This is a genomic window from Microcystis sp. Msp_OC_L_20101000_S702 (assembly GCF_007095705.1).
Lineage (GTDB): Bacteria > Cyanobacteriota > Cyanobacteriia > Cyanobacteriales > Microcystaceae > Microcystis > Microcystis ichthyoblabe_A.
The window spans coordinates 1-26,598 of the sequence record NZ_SFBO01000117.1; the positions used below are offsets into that span (position 1 = coordinate 1).

Consider the following 26,598-nt stretch of genomic DNA (forward strand, 5'->3'; position numbering starts at 1 on the left):
TAGAGCGACCATAAGACCAGAACAGAGTAAATCTGTTAAGGCAGGTGCGAAAAATCCTTCGGGAAAGAAGCAGAAACCCAAATCGTGAGGTTTGGGAATCGCCGTCCGTTTTACGGCGGCGAGGATGTCAACGCTCCCTGTCCCCTCTGATCAAATGGGAGCTTATTGCATGAGTACCTCGTCGAACCTAGAACTTTCAATGGGAACCAGCTTCTCTTGATTGCATCAGATTTCTGGTTTTTTTAAAATGAACTCGATCGAGGCAAAAACCGCAGATAATTCTAGTTTAGTTGACGAGGAGAGTTTCTGGTAAACTTCGGCAATTTGATTAGAAAAACTATAGACTAATTTATTCTCCATATAGAGAGGATGTCCAATATAGTGGGAATCTTTAAGAATTTTTTTCAGTTTGTTGACTCGCTTCGGTGGAACAATTAACACAAGTTTTCCTGCCAGTTCTGGATAAATTTTTAGTAATTCCATAAAGCGATCGATTCCTGTGGTGATCGGTGTACTGGTTTCTACTTCAAAAGCGAACACTGCATCGCCTAAGTTATTAAACCAGATGAGATCGATCTGTTGTATTTTATCTCTGTCCCACTTTCCTAATTTATCGATCGGTAATTTTTCTAGAGAAATATCTTTAAAAGCTTCTCCATTCCAATAACCTGTAGATTGTTCTTTTTTGCCAATATAAGGCTTTAATCCGACAGCAATAGCAATTTTTGCCAGAGCGTAGATAATTTGATCGTGAGGAATTTTATCTGCTTGTTTGGGAAAATCTAAACCAGTTAAAACGGAAGAAATTGGCTCTATATTTAAATCGAGAGTTAGCTGAAGACCTTCTTCTTGCCCTAGTTGCCAGTGCCGACCATCGGGAGAATAAGCTAACTTTTCTAAAACCTTTAAAATCGATTGATCGCTTGGTGTTGTCCCGTTGATCAGGTTAGGCATGACCGCAAAAATAATTTCATCAAAAGTTGCTACTTTTCCCTGTCGTTTTTTGGCAGTTAGAAAATCCAAGAGATAAAATCTTATTCGATCTTCTAGCGGAATAAAACAACCGATTTTCGTATTTGTACGAATTCTCCAGAGATGATCTAATTCCGAAAAGTTGAATTCCTCTTTTAACAAAGGAGTAATATCATCTATTTGTTTCTTGACTTGGGTTAGTAAGCCATTTTCCAATAATTTAGGAATGAGCGCATTATAAATATCTTCTGTGGAAGCACCCGAACTTTTAACGATTGTCATCTCGGCCACTTCTTTAATAATTTGCAGGATATCGATCCCGACTTTACTGATGGCGATTGTTTTGGGATTATTCACTTTTCTAAAGTTTAAAACTAACTCTCCCGATAGGACAGTCAGAGGATTTTTCTTTTTGTGTAATGAGGGCGTAGTAGAATGTTGTACAGAGGAATTTACATACTCAAAACCAGCTTCTTGAGCAGATTTAACGATCGCATCCCAATAGGCGGGATCTTTGTGAGCAAAAACAATACTCATCCAGCGATCAAATTTCAAAACTCGAAACATTTCTCGAATGGAATTCGATAATAAATTGATGTAAGTTTCTTTCGATTTCTTTAAATCTCCTCCTTCGATCGCTTCCAATTCTCTTGCGTTATCGCTCACTTCAAATCCTAGCCAAGCATTCCACATAGTCGAGAGATCTAAATAGGCAATATGTTGTCCGTAGGGAGGATCGGTATAGATATAATCCACGGATTCGGACGATATGCCAGTTAAGTCCGTCGCTGAGAAATCAAAAATTGAAAAATTTTCTTGATAAAAATCACCGATTACTGTATTAGTTTCGATCTTGAATTTTGCCGTCCCCTTAAATTTCTGCTCGAATTGTTCCCAGACATTAAGATCGATAGTTTGAGGAGGAATCCAATAGCGATAACGGTGCATAATTCCGCTATTTCCCCGGCTTTCTATTCTTCCTCTCGTGGAACTAAAGGTTAAATTGGTTTTATTGAGAGTTGCCGAGAAAGTAAACCTCATTAAATCTTTAATGATCGGATCGGTGATTAATTCAATCTGGTTGAGAATTAGAGAAAGGGAAAATAATTGACGTTTGCTAAACAAATTTTCTACAGATTCTGCGTCCGCATTTTTCGGTAAACGAACCCCTTGCGGATACCAATAGGGAATCTCTAAATCCGCCGCTTCTTCTGGAGACATTCGATAAACTTCCTCAATCTTTTCCTGACAATTTCTGGCGATGTCATCGAAAGCAGACCGAAAATCATCGATGTTAACGGGACTAACAGCGATATTGCGGCAGATAAAACCAGCCATCGGGTTAATATCCGAGTAAATCGCCTTTCGCTTTAAAACTAGAGCCTCTACCGCAGTCACTCCCGATCCCCCAAAGGGATCTAAAACCACATCTCCCACCTGACTAAAACGCTTAATATATTCCTGTACCACATTCCAAGCGCGCCGGGTAAAATAGGGATGACTTCCCCAATGGCGTAACGTCCCTTGTTTTTTGGGATCGATCGGCCCAGAAATGGGATCGATCATTCTATAGTCGAAGGAGGAAGCACTCATCTGGCCTTAAGAATAGAGTTCTATATATTACTGTACCCAGATGTGAGGGTATGGCGAGGATACCCTCTTGGGAGCATCCTACGCACTGCCGGAGGAAGTCCGGCTCTTGTTGCCGTTTCTCGGCAACAGGTGGGGAAAGCACCCCAGAAATCGAATCCTCGGCCTTAGTTTCCAGGGTTTTTAGGGCAGTTTCGATCGGATGGGGGGATAAACTCATAATTAGGGCATTTTATAGGGCAGCATTCTAGTCTAGTTTATCTGCTCCGGTGGCGGGAGCGGCAGCATCGATCAAAGCTAATAGCTATGTGCTAGGATGGAAGTTGAGAATAAAAGTCGGCACTGCGGCTCGTTGTCAGTATTAATGGTCAAAGCGTTTCTGTTTAGTATTGGTTCAGCTAGTTCCCGAAATCTTCGTTCTCTACAAATCTGTTGTTTTTATCTGTGCAAGGATAGGTTTTATGTCAATTTATGTTGGTAATCTCCCCTTCGAGGTTGACCAAGACGACGTAGTTGAGGTTTTTAAAGAATACGGTAAAATTAAGCGCGTTCACCTCCCCATGGATCGGGAAACGGGAAAAAAACGCGGGTTCGCTTTCGTGGAAATGGAAACCCCAGAGGAAGAAACGAAGGCTATTGCCGCTCTTGACGGCGCTCAATGGATGGGGCGAGAATTAAAAGTCAATCAAGCTCGTGAAAGAGAACCCAAATCTTCCTTCGGTGGTGGCAATCGCAATCGAGATCGTCGCTACTAATCCCCAATCGTAACCATTCTAGGCTATGATTACCTAACTTCTTTTCATTGTCAACAGGGGAAGCGAGCGCTCGTTTCCCCGCTTGTCTATCTATTATCCCAAGGAGATTCTTGTGGCTAAACGTCGTAATTTGAAAAAAGAAAAAGCGGAACGCAACCGCGCCTACGCTCGTCAATTCCGGGCTGCTTCTAATCGTACCACCACCAGAGGAGGTAGAGGCGGTTATTCCAGCGATCAAAGACAATCTTCGGAAAATGAAGGGGCAGCCGATACCTAATCTGCTGACTTAGTTAATCTAGCAATAAAAGCCCTGGCTTCGCTTTTATTGCTGACTATTCCATCTAAAGTTGCCCCCAATACCGCCGCAAGTAACGATTTAAACCCGGGACCTGGTTGATAACCCAAAGCTTTAAGGTCATTACCGTCGATAGGAGCCTCAATCTGCGACCATTTAGTTAAATATTGCCAGATTAAACCCCGAATCCTAGTCTCACTCCTCACCGCCACCAATAACAAACTAGGAACCTGATAACCATTGAAAAAGCTGACAATTTGACTAACGGGTCGATCATAAGCAAAATTATTGCTAATCTCCCTTTCCATAACTTCTAGTTTTTGTAAACGCTCCACAGTATCTTTAGGCAATTGTAAATTATTAGCGATCGCTATTCTTTCCCCCACAGCCAGAGAAGCGATTAATAATTCCAACCGCATTAACCAAGCATTCACCGGCAATTCCAGACTTAAACAATCTAACCAACGACTGAGACAGCGCAATTGTCGCCATAAAGCCCGATTTAAACTTAAATCCCCGTGTAAACAGTGCAAAGCCCCCAAATCGGCCAACTTTTCTAAGGCACTTTCCCAGTAATCCGCCTCTAAAATATAATTCAACTCCGCTTTTAAACGGGACTGTAAAGCGGGTGCATTCTGATTTTGTTGCCGTGAGCGCTCATAAACTCCACTTTCGATCGCATACCTAATATAGCTTTCTGTCAAGGGTTCAATAACAAATCCTAACCGAGTGGCAAAACGCACCGCTCGATAGATGCGCGTCGGATCCTCGATAAAACTATTAGCGTGGAGAACCCGGATATTTTGGGCGCGTAAATCCAACATACCGCCAAAAAAGTCGAGTAATTCCCCCTCTTTCGGCGAAGTTAGGCGAATTGCCAGAGCATTAATTGTAAAATCCCTTCTATACAAATCCTGTCGAATCGAACTAGCCTCCACTTGGGGATTACTGGCAGGATAGGGATAGAATTCCGTGCGTGCCGTGGCGATATCCACCCATAACGAGCCAAAACGCTCATCTTTGTGCCATAACAAAGCCGCCGTCTGAAATTCCCCGTGAATCGATAACCGGGCCCCCGGATAAATTTCGCGTAAACAATTAGCCAACTCTACCCCCGCACCCACATCGGCGGCGCGATGGCAGCCATCCACCACTAAATCGATATCCTGTAACAATAAAGTATCCCTTTCTGTGGCTAACAATAAATCCCGCACCGCACCCCCAACCAGATAGAGATGCCAACCGCGTTTTTGAGCGGCAGCGGCGGCAGCTTGCAGGAATGACCATAAAATCGACTCTAAACGCTCTTTAATCGCTGGTAAAAGACAGGAAACCAAAGCAAACCCTTCAAAACGCACCCGCTCATTTTGATGAATCTGTCTTAATACATCTGTACGAGTGACGATACCGACTAACTGCCCGTTTTCTAGTACAGGTAAACGCCCTAAATCATACGTTACCATCAGCGACTCGATTTCCTGAAGGGAAGTGTCGGGGGTAATAGTTTTCGGATTACAAGTCATGTATCCCTTCACGGGAGAGCGAGAAAAGCCGTGATGGAGAGCTAAATCGAGGTCACGACGAGAAATCACCCCAACTAAGCGATCCTGCTCATCTACCACCGATAACCCCGAATGGCCGTAACGGAAAAGGATGCGCTCGGCTTGAGATATGGAAGTATCGGGACGAATTGTCCGCACCGGAGAAGACATTAAATCCCTAGCAGTGGGAGAAGGAGGAATTTGAGCAATTAAGTCCCCCAGCAGTTGGTTTAACTGTTGAACTGGCTGAACATCGCGAAAACTCACCGAAGCGGCCTGAGCATGACCACCGCCGTTATAGGGGGAAAAAAGCTGATATAGATTCACTCCATCGATTCTAGAGCGACCAATCACAGTTAAACGCTGTCGGGACTTATCTTCCTCGTCTTTACTATAACTATGGCCAAAAAGTAGCGCATCACTATCGGATAATTCCAGTAGGCGCTCGGCCACACTAGACAAACCCGGGATAAAATCGGCAGTATGGAGAAGAACGTGGGCGATTTTACGGTCATGGATCGTTTTAATCTCTAGATTTTCCCAAGCAAGGCTAAATAACTCCTGTAAGCGCGGGGAAAAACTCGGTTGACAGTATTGGGCGATCGTTTTAATGTTAGCAGCACAGGTCATTAACCAAGCCAAAGCATAGGCATCCCTGGGGGTACTACCGGCAAAAGTCAGGGAACCCGTGTCAACGTGAATACCGAGTGCCATTACCGTCGCTGCCATCGAGTTTGGTTTAATCTGGGCTTTTTGTAAAGCTTCCACAATTAAAGTCGTGGTGGCTCCCACCGCTTCTAAATGGACGCTAGAGGCATGAATATCACTTTCACTATCCAAATGATGATCATACAATTCGATCGCCTGTAAATGCCCTAAATCGAGCCACTGGGAGGCTTTTCCCAGACGCTCTCGCCACTGATTATCAACGATAATTAAAGAGCGAATCTGGGACGGATTGACACTACGCATTTCAATTAAAGCGAATTCATCCCGATGCAGGGCTAAAAATTCCCTTACTGTTGGGTGCGCTCCCCCCGTTAACACAATGCGACTACCCGCTTTCAGCAACGATAAACCCACCGCTGCCCCCAAAGCGTCAAAATCCGCCGTTTGATGACATAAAATTAAATCCATATTTTTTAGTAAGGAGAAGTTATCGGGATTTTTTCTGTATCTATTATTACTAAATGCTCGGCAATAACCGGGTCAAGAACTATAAGTTAGCAAATCATGACTGAGAGAAACCGATGTTGTTCAAAATTTTAGTAATTCTCCACACCCTAGGGGCGACCGTCTGGGCCGGTGGTCATTTATTGTTGGCAGTCACCGTTCTACCCCAGTCCCTCAAAAACCGAGAACCAGACCGAATTCGTCAATTTGAGCAATATTTTGAAGGTTTTGGGTTATCTGCGCTATTGTTGCAGGTAATAACGGGCCTAGGACTGACTTGGATTTATTTGCCCGGATTTCGTGATTTTTGGTCATTTGATAGTTTTTTGTCGGTTTATATAGGAATTAAGTTAGCTTTACTGTTATTAACTCTCATCTTAGCCCTTCATTCCCGCTTTTTTCTCATTCCTAAACTGAGCGAGGAAAACTTAAATGTCCTCGCCCTGCACATAGTCGCCGTCACCACTCTAGCAGTATTGTTCGTCATTTTTGGTGCTGGCATCCGTTTGGGGGGCTTGACCATTAGCTTTTAGCAGTTCAGCAGTCTGGAGACCTTTCTAGGGCAGGTTTGGCGAAAACGCGAAAATACTGTAATCTGGGCAAGGGATTACAGGGAGTCACTTCCCCCACCTAACCCTTGCCATGCTGCTTTTGACAAGGATGGAGACATCAAAAAAATTTTAGAACCCGCTGCGGCTGGGTAGTCACTGGCAGTAAAATTAAAATGCTCGTGGATTCAGTCTGACAGGGATATCTCCTGGGAACCCCTGATTCAGAGAGGACTTAGAGGAAGGATCGTCCAGTTAAGTTGAGTGGAAGCGAGGCTCTTCCATACAAGTATCAAATCTGGGAGAATTATCTAGATAAAGATCAACTGCTTTAGGAGAACCCAATCATGTCTATTGTTTTTCAATTTTTTCTCATTGCCTTAGTTTTATTTTCCTTGCTGATGGTGATTGGTGTCCCCGTTGCCTATGCTTCCCCCCAAAACTGGGATCAATCGAAACCCCTTCTCTATGTGGGTTCGGCAATTTGGGCGATTTTAGTCGTTGCCGTCGCTATTTTAAACTTTTTAGTGATTTAGTCTTGATCAGGGGGACGGGGGACAGGAGTCAGGAGCCAGTCGTCAGGAGTCAGTCGTCAGGAGTCAGTATTCTCCCCACACCCCACACCCCGCACCCCACTTCTCCCCAACCCCTAACCCCTTTTACCTATGACTGTTTTTGAGGGAAATTTTACCGAGGATATATCGTCCTTGCACTTTGCGATCGTGATTGGTCGTTTTAATGATCTGGTCACTGATAAACTGTTATCAGGCTGTCAAGACTGTCTCAAGCGTCACGGGGTTGATGTTAATCCCGATGGCACACAAGTGGATTATATCTGGGTACCGGGTAGCTTTGAAGTGCCAATGGTAGCCCGTCAAGTCGCCCTTTCCCACCGTTACGATGCCGTTATTTGTCTAGGGGCAATTATTCGCGGACAAACGCCCCATTTTGACTACGTTGCTGCCGAGGCTGCTAAAGGCATCGCTGCGGCCGCTTTTCAGACAGGTGTTCCCGTTGTCTTCGGTATTCTCACCACTGATACTCTACAACAGGCCCTCGAACGGGCCGGGATTAAAAGTAATTTGGGCTGGAATTATGGCCTATCTGCCCTAGAAATGGCTAGTCTCATGCGTCAATTGCGCCCCCGGGATGAAGATAAACCCCTAGAATTATTGGAAAATAATCCCCCACAGGCACTGATGGAAGGCTAAGAAAATTCCCCCAGCATTTAGGGTTTTAGTTGTCCCCACTCCCCGCTGTCGAGAGAATCAAGACTCTGGAATTAGATTTAGAACCAGAGGGGCGGATTACGGCAGCTTTTGAGGCTATGGAACGCCCTATCACTGAAAAATTCGCCGCCATTGACAAGTGCTTTGATCGCTTGCAACATCAGTTCAACCGACTACAGGCTAAGATAGAAGTGGTTCTCGAAGCTATTACCGGTTTGGGGGATTGGCCAGAAGATGAATTATTGTAAAAAAATGCTCCAAACCAGTTGACAAATGCTCTGAGATTTGGGATACTCAGGGAAGTGTAAAAAAACGGCTTGCGGGCATAGCTCAGTGGTAGAGCGTCACCTTGCCAAGGTGAATGTCGCGCGTTCGAATCGCGTTGCCCGCTTGAAAAAATCTTGAAATAGCTCTTAAGATTAGTAGGAATAATTTAGGGATATCCCTTAAGATGGGAATTATCCGTGAGCAATAGGGTTGAGGATTTTGGGCAACCATTGAATCCCTGAGCTATTGACCACGAGCGACTAAAAACAACCGTTTATAAACAAAAATTTAGCTTGTGCGACCGCATAAATATACCAAAATCGACCAACACCAAGACTATCCTTGTCCCTGTCGTCGGAAAGGGACATTATGCCCGATTTTATTGACCGATGCCTTTGGATGCGATCGCTGTCAACAAATATTTGTGCTACAGGAAAACGGCCAAATTATCGAACAATTAGCCCCCCACTATCCCTATAAACGCAGTTGGCGCTGGACGGGATTTCGTTGGGTGAGTACCAATCAGCGCCTTGGACAAGAGGTATTACCCCTGATGGTGGGGATAATTCTGTTATTATCGGTCGTCTGGCTACCCTTAATTTTAAAATCACCGCCAGGGGTAAGCGTGATTTTTGGGGCAATTCTAGTTATGCTATTAGTTATTTTGCCCGCGTTAATCTTTTGGTTAGCCTATCGACGCTAGACAAGAATCTATGATCGAAAGTTCCTCCATCCCCCCCCTGACGATCTTTAAGCAAGCATACAATGCTTTTCTGGCTCTAGGTCAATTTAATGGCAATGAAAGAAATCGCGGAGTAATTGCGATCGCTAATGCCATTAAAACTGGCTTTGATCGTATTTTAGAAGCCAATACCCTCGATTTAGAAGTCAGTCGAGAGATGGCTGTCTCAGAACAAATGATTCGCTGGCTACGGTTAACTCCCGAACGTTTAGAGACGACGGTGGAGGTATTACAACAACTAGCGGAAGCATCGGATCCGCTGCAACAGGTAATTAACGCAGCCTATCAACTCAATCCTTCCCAAACCTATTGCCAAAGGATGCCTTTAGGAGTGATTGCCTTCGTCTATGAAGGTTTTCCGGAATTAGCGATGGTAGCGGCGGGATTTTCCCTAAAAAGTGGCAATAGTTTGATTATTCGCGGTTCCAATGCCTCTAGTCATTCCGATGAGGTGATTACGGAAATTATCCAAGAAGCATTGGAAGATGTGGGTTTACCCGTGGATTGTGTGAGTGGTTTACCCTGTGATTCTAGTCCCTCCCTAGAGGAGTTGCTGACCCAGGAAAATTATGTTAATTTGATCATTCCCTACGGTCGCCCTAGTTTAATCGGTCGGGTGAGTCAATTGGCTACGGTTCCAGTTTTGCGTGCGGCCATGGGAAACTGTTATTTGTATTGGTCTCCTAGTGGCGACTTGGAGTTAGCTCGTCAGGTAATTATCGATAGTCATGGCAGCATACCGGATCCGGTTAACGCGATCGAAAAAGTTTTAATTAGTCCCCATCACAATTCTTCAACTTTAAGTCGTTTGTTTAAAAGTTTGCAGGAAAAAGGCTTTAAATTGCGGGGAGATACCCGATTAGCGGCGGATTTTCCCGAACATTTAACTATTACTACCGATAATGATTGGCAAAGACCCTATTTAGAAAAAACGGTGGCCTTTAGGTTAGTGGATACCCTCACTGATGCGATCGCTTGGATTAATAAGTATAGTAGCGGTCATGCGGATTGTATTGTCACCGAATCCTATCGAGAAAGTCGTCAATTCGCCATGGAGTCCGATAGTGCTTTAGTTTATATCAATTCTTCACCCCGATTTGATCGCAATCCCAAACAGGGAGAATCGGTATTTTTGGGCATTTCCAACCAAAAAGGCCAGCGCCGGGGGTTAATCAACCTAGAAACCTTTACCACCCTTAAACAGGTAGTGCAAGGCTAGTTTTTTTCAGTGTTGCCAAAGGCACGGCGTAGCCGTCCAGTGAACAGTGAACAGTAAGTACCTAAGCAAAATTAATTACACATATCTAACCCCGCTCTTGCCTCTTGCCCCTTGCCTCTTGCCTATCTTCACTAGGAAATTAATTTTGCACGACTACTTAAACAGTGACCAATCACTAATCAATGATAACTGATAACTGAGGGATCGAACTTGCCTCGACCGTACTTTTTTAACAGCAACCGCCCCCATTATAGTGCCAAGTGGACTCGGTGATGAGGATATCTTGGGGAGACAAACGAGCTAAGTTGCTCGCAGTTTTATCACAGACGGCCACTGGTAATCCTTTGGCTAAAATATGCCCAGCACCATCATCAAAAATTGCCTCCGTACCAGTATAAATAGCAGTTTTGCCGGTAAAAATACAGGCCCCATCTTCGGGAATAGCTACTTTAAAAGCAACGGAATCCAAACTTTCTAAGAGGAGCGGCTTGGCTAAATTATAACTCTGACAGTCCAGTAAACGATAGGGACGACAGGCCCGAATTTCTACCTGACCAAAACCAGCAGCAATCAACTGTTGAATATAATCATCGTAGGTCAAAGCCCCCGATAGACACATAGCCCTTAAACGCTGATCTTCTTGCAAATGTTCAGGAATTGGACGAGGGGCGATCGGATCACTCATCAGTAAACGTCCTCCCGGTTTTAAGACGCGAAAAGCCTCGCGTAAAGCTAACTGTAAATCGGCTGGTTTAAAGATATTAAAAAGACAATTCTGCGCCACTACATCGACGGAGGCATCCTCCACCGGCAATTCAAAAGCGGAACCATCTTTAATTTCCACAAAATCGAGACTAAACCAGGGATTTTCTGGCAGTGCTTCGCCGAGATTTCTTTGGGCTGCCCAACGCATTTCCGGCACTGGATCCACCGCAATGACTCCCCCCGGACGACGGGAAAAATAGGCGAATTGCAGTGCTTCTAAACCACCACCCACACCCACATACAAAACCCTGGGAGAATTGCCCAATTCATTAACCTGCACCGTCGTGCCACAACCATAGTTCATCTCCTGCATAATGGCGGGGATTTTTAACCCCGGCAGTTGCAAAGGACTGCTTTGAACACAACATAGCCCCACTTCGGGAGTTTGGGCTACTTCGCTGTAAAATTTGGCAGTAGCTTCCAGATAAGTCATTTTCATCCTTTAAACTCCTTTTCTCTGATCAATTCAAGGACTTACTTCGCATCCTCGCCCAACGCTATCTTAGCAGGGTGGATCGGCACCCCCCTGATCAAGAGCGGATTTCAGGAGGGATCGAACCTAAAATCCCTTTTTAATTTAATTATAACCGGCTACTTAGCTGCATCTCGAGGGATTTCTTCATCCCCAAACCGATCGAGAAGTTACCGGGTTAATCTAGGATTAGCTCCTGTTGACGGCTGTAGAGAGGACAGAAATATGATACTGACAATAATCGATCGCCTTACGGAAACCAACCCGCAAATTATGCGAGAATGGCAAGGAAGATTAACCCCGAAAAATATCTCGATCGCCTCGGTTATCTCCCTAGTTGGTCAATTATTAGTTTACCTGTACTATAAGAATCTCTTGTCGGTAGGGGCGGGATTTAGTCGTTACTGTACCGCTAATCCCCCCCATAACAACGATTATAATCCCTATAGTGGGCTTAAATACTGCATCCAAGACCTAAATGGTCAATGGATGATTATCTCCCGGTTATGGTGGTTAGATATCTTCACTTTTCTGAGTATTACCGGCATTTTCGCTCTTTTAGTGGTGGGAACCTATCAATTAATCGCCGATCTTTCCGGGGAAGAGTGCCGGGGTACACTTAATTTTATCCGTCTGAGTCCCCAACCCGCCAAAACGATTTTTATCGGCAAAATTTTCGGGGTTCCCATTCTCCTCTATCTCGTCTGTCTTCTCGCTTTACCCTTTCACTTGGGGGCGGGTTTATTAGCAGGTATTCCCCTATCGTTAATTTTAGCCTTCTACGCGGTTCTGATCGCTAGTTGTGCCTTTTTCTATCATGCCGCCCTCAGTTTCGCTTTAGCCACGCCATGGTTAGGAGGATTTCAACCCTGGTTAGGCAGTGCTGCAGTCTTAATCTTTGTGTTTTATAGCACTATTTTTACTTTATCGGGCTATGGTGGTTCCCGTACTCCCTTTGATTGGTTAATTCTCTTTAATCCTAGTTTTTTCCTTCCCTATCTAGTTAAATCTACCTTTCTCCCCCCCGATGCGGTACGCTATCTAGGAATCTCACAAATCTTCGATCTGCGTTGGTACGGTCAATCTCTCTGGCAATCGGTTATAATGGGTATTGGCTTAATTTTGCTCAATTTCGCCCTCTGTACCTACGGTTTAACCAGAATTATCCAGCGTCGCTTCCATAATCCCCTCGTTACTCTTATTAGTAAACCCCAAAGTTACTGGATGATGGGCTGTTTTAGCGCCATTAGCCTAGGTTTTGTCTTCCAAACTCTGGAACCGAGCTATCTTTTCGATAATTTTGTCATTCTTAGCGTTTTTGTGGCAATTTTTGGCTTGTTAATCCTTTTTGCCCTCACTCCCCCCCGTCAAACTCTCCAAGATTGGGCGCGCTATCGTCATCTGCAAGGAAAAAAGGGCATTAGTCTGGGGAAAGCTCTAATCTTTGGCGAAAAAAGCCCTTCTACCCTAGCCATGGCTGTTAACGTCGCCATTGCCATTTTATTCATCCTTCCCGCTATTTTTATCGCCCCTCTCCATCAATATAAACTAGCCACTGCGGCCGGGTTTCTCTTGGCAATGAACATGATTTTAGTCTATGCCGCTATCGCCCAATTATTGATGTTAGGCAGCACAAATAAACGCGCTTTGCTGGCAGCCACTAGCATCGGCATTTTGATTATTTTCCCCTTCCTCTGTTTCGCTGTCCTGCGAGTTGATCCCAGTCAATCTCCGCTTTTATGGTTTTTTACTTTTCTTCCCATTGCCGCTACTAAATACGCTACACTTCCCTCTTTCGCTTTGGCAATCTTCGGTCAGTGGTTGGGTTTAACCCTCCTCGGATGGCAAATTAATCGGCAATTAAATCGCCTTGGTGCCTCGGCAACTAAAGCGTTAATGCCAAGCTGAAAAATACCGACTCACATCGGTTAATTTTTTTTTCCAAAAAAGCTTGACAAAACCCCACGACTTGACAGATAATTTCTTATAGAATGGGAATCCGTGCCTACCTGCGAACCCCTTATTTTCAGGTCAAATAAAGCCCCAAAAAATTAAGCATTGTTAGATCAGAATAGGAAAGATGCAGTGCAATCCTTAGCTATCACAGTAATTTTAGTTCCGGTGCTGATTCGGAGCATCTTTCAATTTGACAACGCCTATTGTAGGGCTAATTCTGGAATTAGCCCTACACCTAGTAATTTCAGTGGTCAGTAAACAGTGAACAGTAATCGGTCAACTGATAACTGATAACTGATAACTGATTTACCCCACCACCGATAAACTATCAACGATTAGCGAGGGGGTATAACAGGAACCATTCCATTGATTATCGGACCCCAAAGCGATTAAATTCTGCAAAGCGGTATAAACATTTCCCGTCACCATTGTATCTTTAACTCGTCCAGTGATTTTGCCCTTTTCTATGCGATAACCCAGATCGATATTGACAGAAAAATCGCCCGAAATATCGGCCCCATGACCTAAAATTTGGTCAATAACTAGACCTTCATCTATTTGCGAGATTAAATCCTCTAAAGTTCCCTCTCCCGGTGCCACGATTAGATTAACTAAATCTGGCATAGGATAAACCCCTAACCCGGGACGAAAACCGTTTCCCGTCGGAGTAGTTTTTAATAGTCTGGCTGTGGTACGATCGCTATAGAATTCTTTAACTCTACCTCGTTCAATTAAAGATAAAAATTTGGTGGGAGTTCCCTCATCATCAAAGGGACAACTATAGGGTTCTCGCTCCGGTTGTTGAGATAAAGTCAACTGTTCTGACATAACCAATTGACCGATTTTATCACTCCAGGGCGAGGATTTTTCTAAGATCTGTTTACCATTTAAAGCCATCGCCACCGTACCCCATAACAGGGTAACTGCATTAGCAGTCAATAAAATTGGTAATTTACCTGTGGGACTATCCACATTATTGGCGGCCCATTGTAGTCGCTGCAATAACTGTTTAATTACCGTATCGGGATGAGGTGTACTGCGAGTATATTCCCCATCATAAACCGCGAGAAAATCCTCCCCCCGCACCCATTCAATCCCCAGATAATAACTCAAAGCTGTATCGGTATATTGACAATATAAACCCTGGGAATTAACTAAACGGGTGATTTCCCGTTCACATTCCCATTCACCACTACAAATAACCTCAGGATAAACTTGGCGAATTTGGCCAATCATTTGATTACCCATCTCGATTAAAGATTCTACCGCCACATCCTGGCCAATCGGGTCATAAATTGCCTGTCGTGGTGCCGAAAATTCGATTTCTTCGGGGGCATTGAGATAGGATAAATTTAACGCTGTTTCTACTAAAATTTCCGGTTCCACATCACCATAACCCACCGCTAACCCCGGACAACCCTCGCGCCATAATCTTAAGGCAGTTCCCACAGATTCGGAACTTTCTAGCTGTTTGAGACGATTAGCCTCAAAAAAAACGGGATGGGAAAGGGAGGAAGATTGATAAACTTCGGCTGCCACTGCTCCCGATTTGAGAGCCAGTTCGATGAGTTGTTGCGGATCGATCGTCATGGTGATAGTTTTTGAGATAATGGCTATCTGATTAGCGAAAATTTGGGTTTAAAACCCCTTCGTTTCACGACAGCTTTTCTTGATCTCTAATATAGCACTTAAGAACTGCCAATGGCACACCTCCCACAGAAGAAACAAAATAACTAGGAGACCAAAGAGCATCTTTCCCATCTGATTTAGGATAAGCAGCTTGTTTATATCTGCGACTAGAAACCGCTCTTTCTACCTGCTCTGGTTTAAGGATTTTCAAATTCGTTCTTTTGGCAAAAAATTGTCTCAATAGTCCATTGGTATGCTCGTTTAATCCCCTCTCCCACGAATGATAAGAAGTAGCAAAATAAAAATCTGCTCCTAGTTTCTGATACCATTTCTCTAAATGAAAACTACACATCGAATTTAAATCCCCCTTTAAGTTCCCCTTTTTAAGGGGGATTTAGGGGGATTAAACTTCTGTAGTCAGACTTTGGAGAATTGGTATGACTCAACTCTTGATGTCCACAAAATTCTTTAACCTTGTCACAAGTAAAGGTTTTTCTTTGGTCAGGGTGAATCTCTTGGGAAAGTTTTTCTGTGACAAGGGTTGATTTCCGATGCGGTTTTGTTTTTGGCTAATCCTGCTACTAAAAATTTCGAGGCTTTGTCCATATATGTAACGATAATTCCTCGATAATTTCCTCCAATCATTGTGTCACTTTCCCAATAACCGATTTCGGTTTTATGGTCAGCAATTGCTGGTCGCTCGCTGATATCTACACGACTAGGATCAATATATTTTGAATAAATAGTCAGAAAATATCAAGAAGGGAATCGGCTTTAAACCTTGTCCGTCAACTATCCATTCCCCTATTCTGGCGCTCCCTGCTTCAACGTGGGGGACAAAATGAGGTAAGGTAAAAAAGCTGTGCCTATAACCGAGACTATGAGCGTTGAATGGCAATCCGTCAAAACCTACGAGGATATTCTTTACCATAAATGGGGGGGAATCGCCAAAATTACCATCAATCGACCCCATAAGCGTAATGCCTTCCGTCCGAAGACAGTTTTTGAGCTTTACGACGCTTTCTGTGATGCTCGCGAGGATGCGTGCATTGGGGTGGTATTGCTCACGGGTGCAGGTCCCCACAGCGATGGCAAATATGCTTTTTGTTCCGGCGGCGATCAGACGGTGCGCGGTCAGGCGGGTTATATTGGCGATGATGGCGTACCCCGGCTCAATGTGCTGGATTTACAGAAATTAATTCGCTCCATCCCCAAGGTAGTTATCGCGCTGGTGGCAGGTTATGCGGTCGGGGGCGGTCATGTTTTACACTTGGTTTGTGATTTAACCTTAGCGGCGGATAACGCCATTTTTGGCCAGACCGGTCCGAAAGTGGGCAGTTTTGACGGCGGTTTTGGCTCTAGTTATCTGGCCCGGGTAGTCGGTCAGAAAAAAGCTCGCGAGATTTGGTTTCTCTGTCGGCAGTATAACGCCCAACAAGCGTTAGCAATGGGTTTGGTTAACCATGTCGTCCCGGTAGAGGAATTAGAGCAGGAAGGGATTAAATGGTCCCTAGAAATTCTCGAAAAAAGTCCCTTGGCGATTCGTTGCTTAAAATCGGCTTTTAATGCTGATTGTGATGGTCAAGCGGGTTTACAGGAGTTGGCGGGTAATGCCACTCTACTCTACTATATGACCGCCGAAGGAGCCGAAGGTAAACAGGCTTTCCTCGAAAAACGTCCCCCCGATTTTAGTCAATATCCTTGGCTACCCTAATCAGTGATCAGTGAACAGTAAACAGTAATCAGTGAAAAGAAAGCAGAAAACTGCCCTATAATACTGCTCACTTAATACTCCCTACTCCTACTGATAACTGATCACTGATAACTGATCACTGATCAGCTATGCTAGTTTAGAGAGAGTAGTTAGGTTCGGTAGCAGCATTGGTTTCAAACAGAAGTGGTTTTTCCCTGATGGCCTTGACTGGGTTGTGTCCGATCTCCTTCTCGAAATGGCTGTGATATTGGGAGACAATCCATGACGATTTACGTTGGTAATCTGGTTTATGACGTCACGACAAATGACTTGCAAGAGGTATTCGCTGAATACGGCACGGTTAGTCGCGTTTACTTGCCCGTAGATCGGGAAACGGGTAAAATGCGCGGTTTTGGTTTTGTCGAAATGTCCTCCGATGAGGAAGAAGCAAAAGCGATCGAAACTCTTGACGGGGCCGAATGGATGGGACGACAGATGAAAGTCAATAAAGCTCGTCCCAAAGAAGATAATTTTGGTGGTGGTGGCGGCGGTGAGCGCAAAAACTTCGGGCGCCGCGAACGTTAAAGAGATTCTTGGAAAATTCCAGAAGCGGTTATTTTTGATAACCGCTTTCTTATCGATAATTAATCAATCTGCGTCTGTTTTCTCACATCCTAATACCCGATCCGGACATTTCATCGTTTTGACGAAAAAAGCTAACGGACGCGAGGATACCCGTTCGTCCATAGATTTTGAGAATGTTATCAGGAAAAATCAAGATTTGATTCGCACCTACTCCTGTCCACCTTATTTGTTCTGATTTTCCCATCATCATCCAACCGCTGCCATAAACTTTGACAAAAAATGAAGATAGCAATCATCACAGCAACTCCCCAAAATGTCAAGCTCGGAAGTGGTACCTTCGTCACCAATATCCATCTGACTAACGAGTTACGCTCCCAGGGTCATCTGGTTGATGTCTTCTCTCCAACCAAAGCATCGGGGCCGTTAGGCTATATGGCTCATCGCTTTCTTTGGAATTGGCGACTCGATCCCCGTCGCTTTGACCACTATGATGTGGTGGTAGGTTACGATATGGATGGTTACGCCATCAGCGATCGCCTGAAAGTCCCTTTTATTGTTTATATTCTTGGTATTATTGCCGATGAAGCTACCTTTGAGCGGGGTTGGGTGCGAACTTCCTTAGAATTGATGGCAAAAGCCGAGAAAGTGAGCGTCCATCGTGCGGATCTGGTCATCTCTATCAGTGAGTATTCGCGTACTAGACTCAAGCAACTTTATCAGTATGATGGCAATATCGAAATTGTTCATTCTCTAATTGATCTCAAAGGGTGGGATGCAGCGGTCGCCTCGGTCAAGTATGAGGAAAAAAACCGCGAGCAGAGGAGGCCGACGGTGTTTTGTGTCGGTGTCCAGTATCCCCGCAAAAATGTTGCCACTTTGATCCGCGCCGCCGCAATTCTCCGCCGTCAAATACCCGATGTAGAGGTACGAATTGCCAGCAAAGGTCCTGAATGGAATAATTTACGCCGTCTGGCACAAGAACTCAATTTAGAGCAAAATGTTACTTTTCTCGGCTATCTTTCCTATCAAGAACTGATCCAAGAATATCTTGATTGTCAAGTTTTTTGTTTACCTAGTCTGCAAGAAGGATTTGGTATAGTTTTTGCTGAAGCTATGGCCAGTTATAAACCGATTGTCGCCAGTCGTTCCTCCTCGACACCGGAGTTGATTGAAGATGGTGTACAAGGCCTATTAGCCAATCCCTTAGATGCTGAAGATTTAGCGAGTAAATTGGCAGAAGTGCTTCTCAATCCAGAAAAAGCTCGTTTCTTAGGGAAGGCAGGTAGATCGAAAGTTTCAGAATTTGATGCACCGATTATTGCCCAACGCTTCAGTCAGTTATTAACCAATTTTCTGGAAAAATAGATTAACTTTGAGAATAAAAGTTCAACCGCTAACGCACAGCGTATAAATGGAAAATATCCACGAATGTCGAAGGTAGCAAGTCTCTTTTTTCTAGTTGAATTTTGAAGCCATTATCTGCCAGCATTTGGCTTATTTGCTTTAAGCGTCCCTTTTTATCGTGAATTTCAGCCACTATTTGCTTGATTTTTGGCCAGTCTTTAGCTTCGATGCCTTGAAATACTTCGTATTCTTCTCCTTCCACGTCAATTTTCAGTAAGTCAATGGAGTCAATACCGAGTTCATTAATTACGGAGGATAGAGTTCTTACTTCACAGGCTACTTGTTCTTTTTCTTGGAAAAACTCTTCAAACAAATTTTCTATTTTTGGGAAATTCTGATCGACTTGAATATCTTCTAATTCGGCCAAGGTATCCTCTGGCTTTGTGGTTGAATTAGCAGACATATTAGGATAAAAAGTAAAGATTTTTGCCGGGTTATTTTCTGAACTTAATCCACAGTTAAATAAAACAACATCCTCTAAAGAATGCAAATGAATATTTTTTTGCAAAACCTCAAAAGTTGGCTTGATTGGCTCAAAGGCGAAAACTTTTGCTGTTGGTTCAACTCCCTTGACAAAAATAGAGAATAGACCGATATTGGCTCCAACATCAAAGATCACATCGCCTTCTTTGATGACGATATCATGCCCTTCATATTGCCTTTCAGTAAATATTTCCGAAAAAATGTATTCTGTTTCCTCTTTGCTACTACTGTAGTAACATTCTAATCCATTAGAAAAAGTAATTTTTTTGGCTATCACCGTTGATGTATAGTTGTAATCTTGGACAAAATTATATTAACACCACGAATCACTCCCCGTCAAGAATGAGGTAACAAGCCTCACTTTCTGGGGGATAGCTAAAAGCTTTGATGTGCCTAGTTTCTAACCTTCTTTTTAGGTAGGAGAATTGTCAGATTCTGTCTTTTGCCTCTTGCCTTCAAAAGCTGATAACTGATAACTGAAATGACGGACTTAAGCCACCTTTTTCCGTGACTCAAGGATCGGGTGAATAATTGTCCAGGCTAGGACGATAATTAAAGCCAAGATACCAAAACGAGCCATAGAACTGACTAACTGGTGCAAGGGGAACAAACGGCCTAAAAAGAAAGATAATGTCACCATAATCGTCGCCCACACCGTCGCCCCACCGAGATTACAGAGGAAAAAGCGACCGTAGGGCATTCGGGCAATTCCCGCCATGGGACCGGCAAAGATTCTTAACAGGGCCACGAAGCGACCGAAAAAGACCGCCCGGGGTGCATTTTTACTAAATTGATCCTTGGCTAATTCTAGTTTTTGAGGCGGAATCCGAAAGAATTTGCCAACTTTTAACAAAAACGGCCAACCTCCAGCGCGACCGAGCCAATAGCCAAAATTATCGCCCAAAACTGCTCCTGTAATTGCGCTGACTAAAACTAACCAATAGTTTAAATCACCGCTACCGGCAAGGAAGCCGCCGACAATGGTGATGGTTTCTCCCGGGATGGGAATCCCCATATTTTCCAGGGTGATGCCGATAAATACTGCCCAGTATCCGTATTGGTGGGCGATTTCTTCAATATTTTCTAGGGATAATAGCTCTAGGGACATGGAGCGCTTTCTTAACAAAGGTTTACGAATATTCTAAGATATTTTTACAGTATTTAACCGTGGCTGAACATGACTTTTCCCAGTATTGATTTATTAGCAATTCGTCAGGGTGAGATAAAAGATTTAGCGGGCATGAACTTGGCAGGGGCTGATTTAGCGGGTGCAGACCTAGCAGGGGCGAATTTACGCGCAAATTTGCGCGGTGCTGACCTAACTGGGGCAAATTTAAGGGGAGCAGATTTTCGTAATGCCGATTTACGCGGGGCAATTCTCCTCGATGCGATCGTGACTGGGGCAAGTTTGGCCGGCGCTTTTTTAGCCGGGGCGGTTTTTAATCATCTAGATTTGTCTGGGGCAGATTTTCGCGGTGTCGATGGCCGGGGAGTGAGTTTTGTCGGGGCGATTTTAACCCAAGCGGATTTTACTAGCGCTAATCTGTCCGGGGCAGATCTGTCGGCTACCGATTTAGAGGAAGCAATTTTTTTTGGGGCGATTTTACGCGGAACAAATTTTACTGATGCCAATCTTCTTTGTGCTAGTTTAGCCTCGGCAGTAACCACGGGGGCAATTTTCGATCGAGCTTGTTTGGAAGGGACAGGATTAACCTAAGTAGGTAGTCGTTAAAAGTTATCAGACACCCCCCTTATCAAGGGGGGCAGGGGGGATCGGCACCCCCCTTATCAAGGGGGGCAGGGGGGATCGACACCCCCCTTATCAAGGGGGGACTAAGGGGGGATCGGCACCCCCCTTATCAAGGGGGGACTAAGGGGGGATCGGCACCCCCCTTATCAAGGGGGGATTAAGGGGGGATCAGAGGCAAAATCTATCTTCAATTTAATTATAACTACTTACTTAAATGGCTGATAGATAAAAGAAGATGAGTTTCTAATCGGTTGCTATCTACCTCCATGGCTCCAGCTATTCTGAACCATTTAACCCCTTTTCTACCCTAAGTCTTCTTCTTGTGCAAATTGGTCAAGTTTTTGCCATTCTCCACCAGAAAATTTAGTTTAATTGTCTGGGTAATCAGTGCAGTTATTGAAGAATTTTACCCAACCAATTAAGCAATCAACCCAGTTCCTTAAGGGAACCTAGAAGAAAAGATTATGCACAAAAATGATAGGATTGATCGATACCTAGCTGCCGTTAATCGCCCTCGATGAGACCTTTACGCCAACTTTACCGCTATTTAAGTTTATTTTGCCTCTGTCTTCTTCTGACTGTGGGCTGTCAGTCCACTAATTCCAATTTACCCCAGGGGAATAGCGATCGCCTGATAATTGGGACAACCCTAAAACCACGCTCGATCGATCCTGCCGATAGTTATGAGTTAGCGGGACTTTTTATTATTTATAATCTCGGTGAAACTCTCTACACCTACGCCGAAGGAACCACTAATTTAAAGCCTCTCCTAGCCACGGAATTGCCGCAAATTAGCCCCGATGGTTTGACTTATACTATCCCAGTACGTCGAGGAGTTATCTTTCATGATGGCACGGTTTTTAACGCGGAGGCGATGAAGTTTTCCCTAGAAAGATTTATCAAAAATGGTGGCGAACCTTCCTTTCTGCTCCGGGATACAATTGATAAAATCACCGCCAGCAAAGAAGACGAAATTACTATTAAATTAACCAGACCTTTTGCCGCTTTTCCCGCTCTTTTAGCTTATCCCGGAGCCTGTGCGGTTTCACCCAAATTTTATCAAATTGGCGAGGGTAAATTTAAACCCGAAGAATTTATCGGCACAGGACATTATCGATTAAAAGCAGTTACTAGCGATTCTTTTAGTTTAGAAGCCTTCGATCGCTATTGGGGAGAACCGGCCAAAAATAAGGGAGTTAATGTGCAAATTTATCTCTCGAATCCTGCCAATTTATTTAACGGTTTTCAAACAGGTGCGGTGGATATTGCCTATCAATCTTTACTGCCTCCTCAAGTGAGAAAATTACGCACAGAAGCAGCCCAGGGAAAATGGCAAGCGATCGAATCTTCTGGGGCAGCAATTAACTTTATGAGCGTCAATCTCAAAAGTGAACCCACCGATAATATTTTAGTGCGACAAGCAATTGCTTCTCTAGTCGATCGAGATTTACTTAATGATCGCATTTTACAAGGTCAAGGCATCCCTCTTTTTAGTCTCATTCCTACTACTTTTTCCGAGTCACAACCGGTGTTTAAAGAGCGCTATGGCAACCATAATATAGAACAAGCCAAACAATTACTAAAAACTGCTGGTTATAGTCCAGAAAAACCAGCAATTGTAGAAGTTTGGCACTCCTCGGGATCGATCACTTCCAGCAGCGTGGCGGCAGTGATGAAAGCTCTAGCAAAACGGGATTTAGATAATATGATTCAATTTGAACCCAATAGTATCCTAGGAGCAGCCTTTTTCCGTAATATTAGCCGGGGACTTTATACCACTGCTCTATCCAATTGGTATCCCGATTTTTTGGATGCAGATAACTATATTTATCCCTTTTTGGATTGTGCTAAAGGTTCCCCAGAAACTGGCTGCGAAGAGGGAGGATCACAAAGTCAAGGCTCATTTTTTTATAGTCAAGAAATGAATCAATTAATCGCCCAATCCCGTCAGGAAAGTAACCCAGCCAAAAGAAAGCAAATTTTTGGCAAAATTCAAGAAATTCTCGCCGATGAAGTTCCCTATATTCCCCTTTGGCAAACCAAAGAATATGCTTTTGCTCGCCATGGCATCACGGGAGTTATCATCAATCCCAGTCAAACTTTTCCCTTTTGGACAATCGCCAAAAAATCCCGATAATTAATCATGAGTCAGCCGTCAGCTTTTGCTCCCTGCCTCGCCATGCTGGTAGGGGGTTTTATCTGTTAAAATTTCTTATCGTCGTGAGGCGAAAACAAACTGTTCTGGCCTTGCCTCCTGTCTTACAATAGTTAAATATAGGTTGTGTAGATAAGTAGCTGTTTATAATTAAATTAAAAATGGATTTTAGGTTCGATCCCCCCTGCCCCCCTTGATAAGGGGGGTGCTGATCCCCCCTGCCCCCCTTGATAAGGGGGGTGCTGATCCCCCCTGCCCCCCTTGATAAGGGGGGTGTCTGACAACTTTTAACGCCTACCTACTTAGATCGCCATGAAACACACATTATCCGTATTAGTTGAAGATGAAGCGGGAGTTTTAACCCGTATTGCCGGATTGTTTGCCCGTCGCGGCTTTAATATTGAAAGTCTAGCCGTCGGTCCTGCTGAACAAATGGGAGTTTCTCGCATTACGATGGTAGTGCCAGGGGACGAGGACAGCATCGAACAGTTAACCAAACAACTTTACAAATTAATTAACGTCCTCAAGGTGCAGGATATCACCCAAACCCCTTGCGTGGAAAGGGAATTAATGCTGATTAAAGTTAATGCTACCGCCGAGCGCCGAGCAGAAGTGATCGAATTAGCGCAGGTATTCCGAGCGCGAATTGTGGATATTTCTGAGGAAACCCTGACCATCGAAGTGGTGGGGGATCCGGGTAAAATGGTGGCGATTATGCAAATGCTGAATAAATTTGGCGTTCGCGAGGTGGCCCGTACCGGTAAAATTGCTCTGATTCGCGAGTCGGGAGTCAATACGGAATACCTGAAAGCTTTAGAGGCTAAAATGTCAATTTAGGGATATTGGGGATGACTTGGGGTGTTAGGGTGTTAGGGTTTTAGTTGAAATTCCCCACTTCCCCGCTTCCCCTATTGCCTTCAGAAGCTGATAAAAACTATGTCTAACCAGTCGCCGAAAACCCAAATTAGTCAACTTGTCACCGTTGCCGTGCAGAAATTGCAAGGAAAGGTAAATTTTCAGGCGGTAAATCTCAAAAAAGGGGCGAGAGTTCCCGAATTACGCCTTAAAAACGAGAATGGCAGCGGGGAAAGCAAATATCCCCTCATTGGCGATCGCTATTTGTTGGGCCGTAGTTCCAGTTCCTGTGATATTACTATCCGTAATAATGTGGTTAGTCAGATTCACTGTTCCCTGCAGCGGGATCCGAAAAATCCCCATCATTTCCTGCTCACAGATGAAAACTCCACCAACGGGGTTTATATGGGTAAACGTCGTCTGAAAAGCGTTTCCCTGCGTCATGGGGATACCTTTACCCTGGCCCCCCCAGACTTAGCTAATTGTGTCACCATCTCCTACTACTGTCCCCCTCCCCTGTGGGCGCGACTTTTGCGCTATGGTTTCTACGGTGCGGGGGGTATTTTCAGTTTATTGGTTCTAGGGATTATCTGGGAAAGTCGCAGAGTTAATGTTTATCCACTCCCTTCCGGGGTGAGCGGTCCGGTGGTGGTTTACCCTAGGGATGGTCAAACTCCCCTCAATCCCAGGCGACAGGAAACTCACCAAGAATTAGATAATCTGGGCGATTTTTCTCCCTATTTGCCCAAGGCGCTTGTCGCTTCCGAAGATAGTCGTTTTTACTGGCATTTTGGTGTCGATCCTTTGGGGATTGTCCGGGCTGTTATGATTAATCGGGAACGTCAAGGCATTCATCAGGGGGCCAGCACCCTGACTCAACAGTTAGCGCGTAGTTTATTCCCCGAAGTCGGTCGCCAAAATACTGCTGGTCGCAAAATCCGGGAGGCTGTGGTCGCTTTACAATTAGAAGCGGTGTATAGTAAGGATACAATTCTCAAAACCTATCTCAATCGAGTTTATCTCGGTCTGGCCGGTTACGGTTTTGAAGATGCGGCCCGCTTTTATTTCGATAAATCCGCTAGGGATTTAGATATCTCCGAGGCTGCCACCCTTGTGGCTATGTTACCCGCTCCGAATCGATTTAATCCCATTCAAGATTACGACACTTCTGTACAATTACGCAATCGTGTCATCGATCGCATGGCCCAATTAGGCATGATTTCCCCAGAAGAGGCCGCCAGCGCTCGCAGATCCCGCATTGAAATCAGTCCCCAAGCCAAAAAATCCCTATCTAGTACAATTGCACCATATTTTTATAGTTACGTTTTCGAGGAATTACAGGATCTTTTAGGGGAAGAAGTGGCCAAAGAGGGCAATTTTATCGTTGAAACCAGTTTAGACCGCCGGCTGCAAGCGATCGCAGAAAAAAGCTTAAAAACTCATATTTTAAACCAAGGCCCTCGCTATCGATACTCCCAAGGTGCTTTAGTTACCCTAAACAGTCAAACTGGGGAAATTCTCGCTTTAGTCGGGGGAGTTGATTATCAAAAAAGCCAATTTAACCGCGCTATCCAAGCTAAACGTCAACCCGGTTCCACTTTTAAGGTATTTGCTTATACTGCCGCCCTAGAAAAGGGAATATCGCCCTATAAAACCTATACCTGCGCTGGACTCTCTTGGCAAGGACAGGCCTATTCTCCCTGTGAACGCAGTAGCGGGGCCATCAATATGTTTCAAAGTTTAGCGCGATCGGAAAATAGTGTCGCCCTTCGCATTGCTCGTGAGGCAGGATTAAGCAATGTGGTCAATGTGGCGGAACGTTTGGGGGTAAAATCATCTTTAAATGCTGTACCGGGGCTAATTTTAGGACAAAGCGAGGTAAATGTCCTAGAAATGACCGGCGCTTATGGGGTTTTTGACCATGGTGGACGCTGGAATCGTCCCCACGCTATTAAACGCATTCTCGACGCTTCCGACTGTGAAAATGTGGAGGATTTGAGTACCTGTCGGGTTATTTATGACTATGGCGAGGATAGCGAGAGAAATCAGCAGGTAATCTCCCCTAAAACCGCCGAAACGATGAATAGCCTCTTGCGGGGGGTGATAACTAATGGTACAGGAGGCGCTGCCAGTATTGGCATGGGAGAAGCGGGTAAAACGGGAACTACGAATAATTATGTGGACCTCTGGTTTATCGGTTATCTTCCCCGTCGCCACTGGGTGACAGGCATTTGGTTAGGGAATGATAATAATTCTCCCACTTCCGGCAGTAGTCAACAGGCAGCCCGGTTATGGGGCGATTATTACCGTCAGTTAATCACTACACAAAATTAATCCCAATAAGTAGTCGTGCAAAATTAATTTCCTAGTGAAGATAGGCAAGAGGCAAGAGGCAAGAGGTGGTTAGATATGTGTAATTAGGGTTTGCTGAAAAAGTCATTGAAAAGTACAGGTCTCTTAATCAATGATTTCACTTAGCTACAAGCATAAGCTTTAGTTGTTGATTAATTTTTAAGTCAT

General features: G+C 44.4%; 22 protein-coding genes, 1 tRNA gene and 2 pseudogenes. 17 read left to right on the forward strand and 8 right to left on the reverse strand.

Features of this window, described 5'->3' with window-relative positions; all coding sequences use genetic code 11:
- Positions 1 to 225: 225 nt before the first annotated feature.
- A complete protein-coding gene (locus EWV60_RS12465) occupies positions 226 to 2,565 on the reverse strand; it encodes a DNA methyltransferase (RefSeq protein WP_287232559.1) in 2,340 nt (779 codons plus the stop codon).
- A gap of 458 nt (positions 2,566 to 3,023) precedes the next feature.
- Here EWV60_RS12465 and rbp (EWV60_RS12470) point away from each other — a divergent pair, with 458 nt between their 5' ends.
- Both rbp (EWV60_RS12470) and EWV60_RS12475 read left to right on the forward strand, forming a co-directional pair.
- Complete coding sequence (rbp, locus tag EWV60_RS12470) at positions 3,024 to 3,317, forward strand: RNA-binding regulator (RefSeq protein WP_002731511.1); 294 nt, start codon at positions 3,024 to 3,026, stop codon at positions 3,315 to 3,317.
- Positions 3,318 to 3,429: 112 nt separating this feature from the next.
- Complete coding sequence (locus tag EWV60_RS12475) at positions 3,430 to 3,594, forward strand: Asl3888 family RNA-binding protein (protein WP_002733784.1); 165 nt, start codon at positions 3,430 to 3,432, stop codon at positions 3,592 to 3,594.
- Here EWV60_RS12475 and EWV60_RS12480 read toward each other — a convergent pair.
- Positions 3,591 to 6,290: a CBS domain-containing protein gene (locus EWV60_RS12480; RefSeq protein WP_287232561.1), complete on the reverse strand. Its 2,700-nt coding sequence runs from the start codon at positions 6,288 to 6,290 to the stop codon at positions 3,591 to 3,593. The genes EWV60_RS12475 and EWV60_RS12480 overlap by 4 nt on opposite strands.
- A 113-nt stretch (positions 6,291 to 6,403) precedes the next feature.
- Between EWV60_RS12480 and EWV60_RS12485 the strand changes: the two genes are divergently transcribed.
- The 7 genes from EWV60_RS12485 to EWV60_RS12515 all read left to right on the forward strand — a co-directional run bounded on the left by EWV60_RS12485 (position 6,404) and on the right by EWV60_RS12515 (position 10,331).
- Complete coding sequence (locus EWV60_RS12485; protein WP_287232563.1) at positions 6,404 to 6,859, forward strand: CopD family protein; 456 nt, start codon at positions 6,404 to 6,406, stop codon at positions 6,857 to 6,859.
- 362 nt (positions 6,860 to 7,221) lie between these two features.
- Positions 7,222 to 7,410 carry a photosystem II reaction center protein PsbZ gene (gene psbZ / locus EWV60_RS12490; RefSeq protein ID WP_002732865.1) on the forward strand — a complete coding sequence of 63 codons (189 nt, stop codon included), beginning with the start codon at positions 7,222 to 7,224 and terminating at the stop codon, positions 7,408 to 7,410.
- Positions 7,411 to 7,539: 129 nt separating this feature from the next.
- Positions 7,540 to 8,085: a 6,7-dimethyl-8-ribityllumazine synthase gene (gene ribH / locus EWV60_RS12495; RefSeq protein ID WP_002734236.1), complete on the forward strand. Its 546-nt coding sequence runs from the start codon at positions 7,540 to 7,542 to the stop codon at positions 8,083 to 8,085.
- A gap of 29 nt (positions 8,086 to 8,114) precedes the next feature.
- Complete coding sequence (locus EWV60_RS12500; RefSeq protein WP_002749067.1) at positions 8,115 to 8,351, forward strand: hypothetical protein; 237 nt, start codon at positions 8,115 to 8,117, stop codon at positions 8,349 to 8,351.
- A 71-nt stretch (positions 8,352 to 8,422) separates the two neighbouring features.
- Positions 8,423 to 8,494, forward strand: a tRNA-Gly gene (locus tag EWV60_RS12505).
- Between the two features lie 171 nt (positions 8,495 to 8,665).
- Positions 8,666 to 9,073: a hypothetical protein gene (locus EWV60_RS12510; RefSeq protein ID WP_287232566.1), complete on the forward strand. Its 408-nt coding sequence runs from the start codon at positions 8,666 to 8,668 to the stop codon at positions 9,071 to 9,073.
- A 10-nt stretch (positions 9,074 to 9,083) separates the two neighbouring features.
- Positions 9,084 to 10,331, forward strand: a complete 1,248-nt coding sequence (locus EWV60_RS12515) for a glutamate-5-semialdehyde dehydrogenase (RefSeq protein ID WP_002731517.1) — start codon at positions 9,084 to 9,086, stop codon at positions 10,329 to 10,331.
- A 229-nt stretch (positions 10,332 to 10,560) separates the two neighbouring features.
- Here the strand turns inward: EWV60_RS12515 and arsM are convergent, their stop codons facing one another.
- Positions 10,561 to 11,535: an arsenosugar biosynthesis arsenite methyltransferase ArsM gene (gene arsM / locus EWV60_RS12520; RefSeq protein WP_287232568.1), complete on the reverse strand. Its 975-nt coding sequence runs from the start codon at positions 11,533 to 11,535 to the stop codon at positions 10,561 to 10,563.
- Between the two features lie 258 nt (positions 11,536 to 11,793).
- On the opposite strand from arsM, the gene EWV60_RS12525 reads away from it, so the two are divergent.
- Positions 11,794 to 13,476, forward strand: a complete 1,683-nt coding sequence (locus EWV60_RS12525; protein ID WP_287232570.1) for a hypothetical protein — start codon at positions 11,794 to 11,796, stop codon at positions 13,474 to 13,476.
- Between the two features lie 354 nt (positions 13,477 to 13,830).
- On the opposite strand, the gene EWV60_RS12530 is transcribed toward EWV60_RS12525, so the two are convergent.
- The 3 genes and pseudogenes from EWV60_RS12530 to EWV60_RS23400 all read right to left on the reverse strand — a co-directional run.
- Positions 13,831 to 15,114 carry a TldD/PmbA family protein gene (locus EWV60_RS12530; RefSeq protein ID WP_002775342.1) on the reverse strand — a complete coding sequence of 428 codons (1,284 nt, stop codon included), beginning with the start codon at positions 15,112 to 15,114 and terminating at the stop codon, positions 13,831 to 13,833.
- Positions 15,115 to 15,178: 64 nt separating this feature from the next.
- Positions 15,179 to 15,334: pseudogene (locus tag EWV60_RS12535) on the reverse strand (transposase); the annotation flags it as partial.
- A 29-nt stretch (positions 15,335 to 15,363) separates the two neighbouring features.
- Positions 15,364 to 15,876 (reverse strand): annotated as a pseudogene (locus EWV60_RS23400) (transposase family protein); the annotation flags it as partial.
- Positions 15,877 to 16,033: 157 nt separating this feature from the next.
- Between EWV60_RS23400 and menB the strand changes: the two are divergent.
- The 3 genes from menB to EWV60_RS12560 all read left to right on the forward strand — a co-directional run bounded on the left by menB (position 16,034) and on the right by EWV60_RS12560 (position 18,796).
- Entirely contained in the window at positions 16,034 to 16,867 is an 834-nt protein-coding gene (gene menB, locus EWV60_RS12550; RefSeq protein WP_287232581.1) for a 1,4-dihydroxy-2-naphthoyl-CoA synthase, read from the forward strand.
- A gap of 261 nt (positions 16,868 to 17,128) precedes the next feature.
- The gene (gene rbp, locus EWV60_RS12555) at positions 17,129 to 17,431 is read left to right on the forward strand and encodes an RNA-binding regulator (protein ID WP_002775346.1); all 303 of its coding nucleotides are present in this window, start codon (positions 17,129 to 17,131) and stop codon (positions 17,429 to 17,431) included.
- A 279-nt stretch (positions 17,432 to 17,710) separates the two neighbouring features.
- On the forward strand, positions 17,711 to 18,796 hold the full coding sequence (locus EWV60_RS12560) for a glycosyltransferase family 4 protein (protein WP_287232573.1): 1,086 nt from the start codon (positions 17,711 to 17,713) through the stop codon (positions 18,794 to 18,796).
- A gap of 28 nt (positions 18,797 to 18,824) precedes the next feature.
- On the opposite strand, the gene EWV60_RS12565 is transcribed toward EWV60_RS12560, so the two are convergent.
- Positions 18,825 to 19,595 carry an FkbM family methyltransferase gene (locus EWV60_RS12565; protein ID WP_287232575.1) on the reverse strand — a complete coding sequence of 257 codons (771 nt, stop codon included), beginning with the start codon at positions 19,593 to 19,595 and terminating at the stop codon, positions 18,825 to 18,827.
- Between the two features lie 213 nt (positions 19,596 to 19,808).
- Positions 19,809 to 20,426: a DedA family protein gene (locus EWV60_RS12570; protein WP_004161440.1), complete on the reverse strand. Its 618-nt coding sequence runs from the start codon at positions 20,424 to 20,426 to the stop codon at positions 19,809 to 19,811.
- A gap of 69 nt (positions 20,427 to 20,495) precedes the next feature.
- Between EWV60_RS12570 and EWV60_RS12575 the strand changes: the two genes are divergently transcribed.
- From EWV60_RS12575 to EWV60_RS12590, 4 genes are all read left to right on the forward strand, one after another.
- Positions 20,496 to 21,035, forward strand: coding sequence for a pentapeptide repeat-containing protein (locus EWV60_RS12575; RefSeq protein WP_002775354.1), 540 nt, complete (start codon positions 20,496 to 20,498; stop codon positions 21,033 to 21,035).
- 550 nt (positions 21,036 to 21,585) lie between these two features.
- Positions 21,586 to 23,205 (forward strand): ABC transporter substrate-binding protein, encoded by a 1,620-nt coding sequence (locus tag EWV60_RS12580; protein ID WP_287232577.1) that lies wholly within the window; start codon positions 21,586 to 21,588, stop codon positions 23,203 to 23,205.
- A 330-nt stretch (positions 23,206 to 23,535) separates the two neighbouring features.
- Positions 23,536 to 24,060 (forward strand): acetolactate synthase small subunit, encoded by a 525-nt coding sequence (gene ilvN, locus EWV60_RS12585; protein ID WP_002732118.1) that lies wholly within the window; start codon positions 23,536 to 23,538, stop codon positions 24,058 to 24,060.
- Positions 24,061 to 24,159: 99 nt separating this feature from the next.
- Entirely contained in the window at positions 24,160 to 26,412 is a 2,253-nt protein-coding gene (locus EWV60_RS12590; protein WP_287232579.1) for a PBP1A family penicillin-binding protein, read from the forward strand.
- Positions 26,413 to 26,598: the final 186 nt, after the last annotated feature.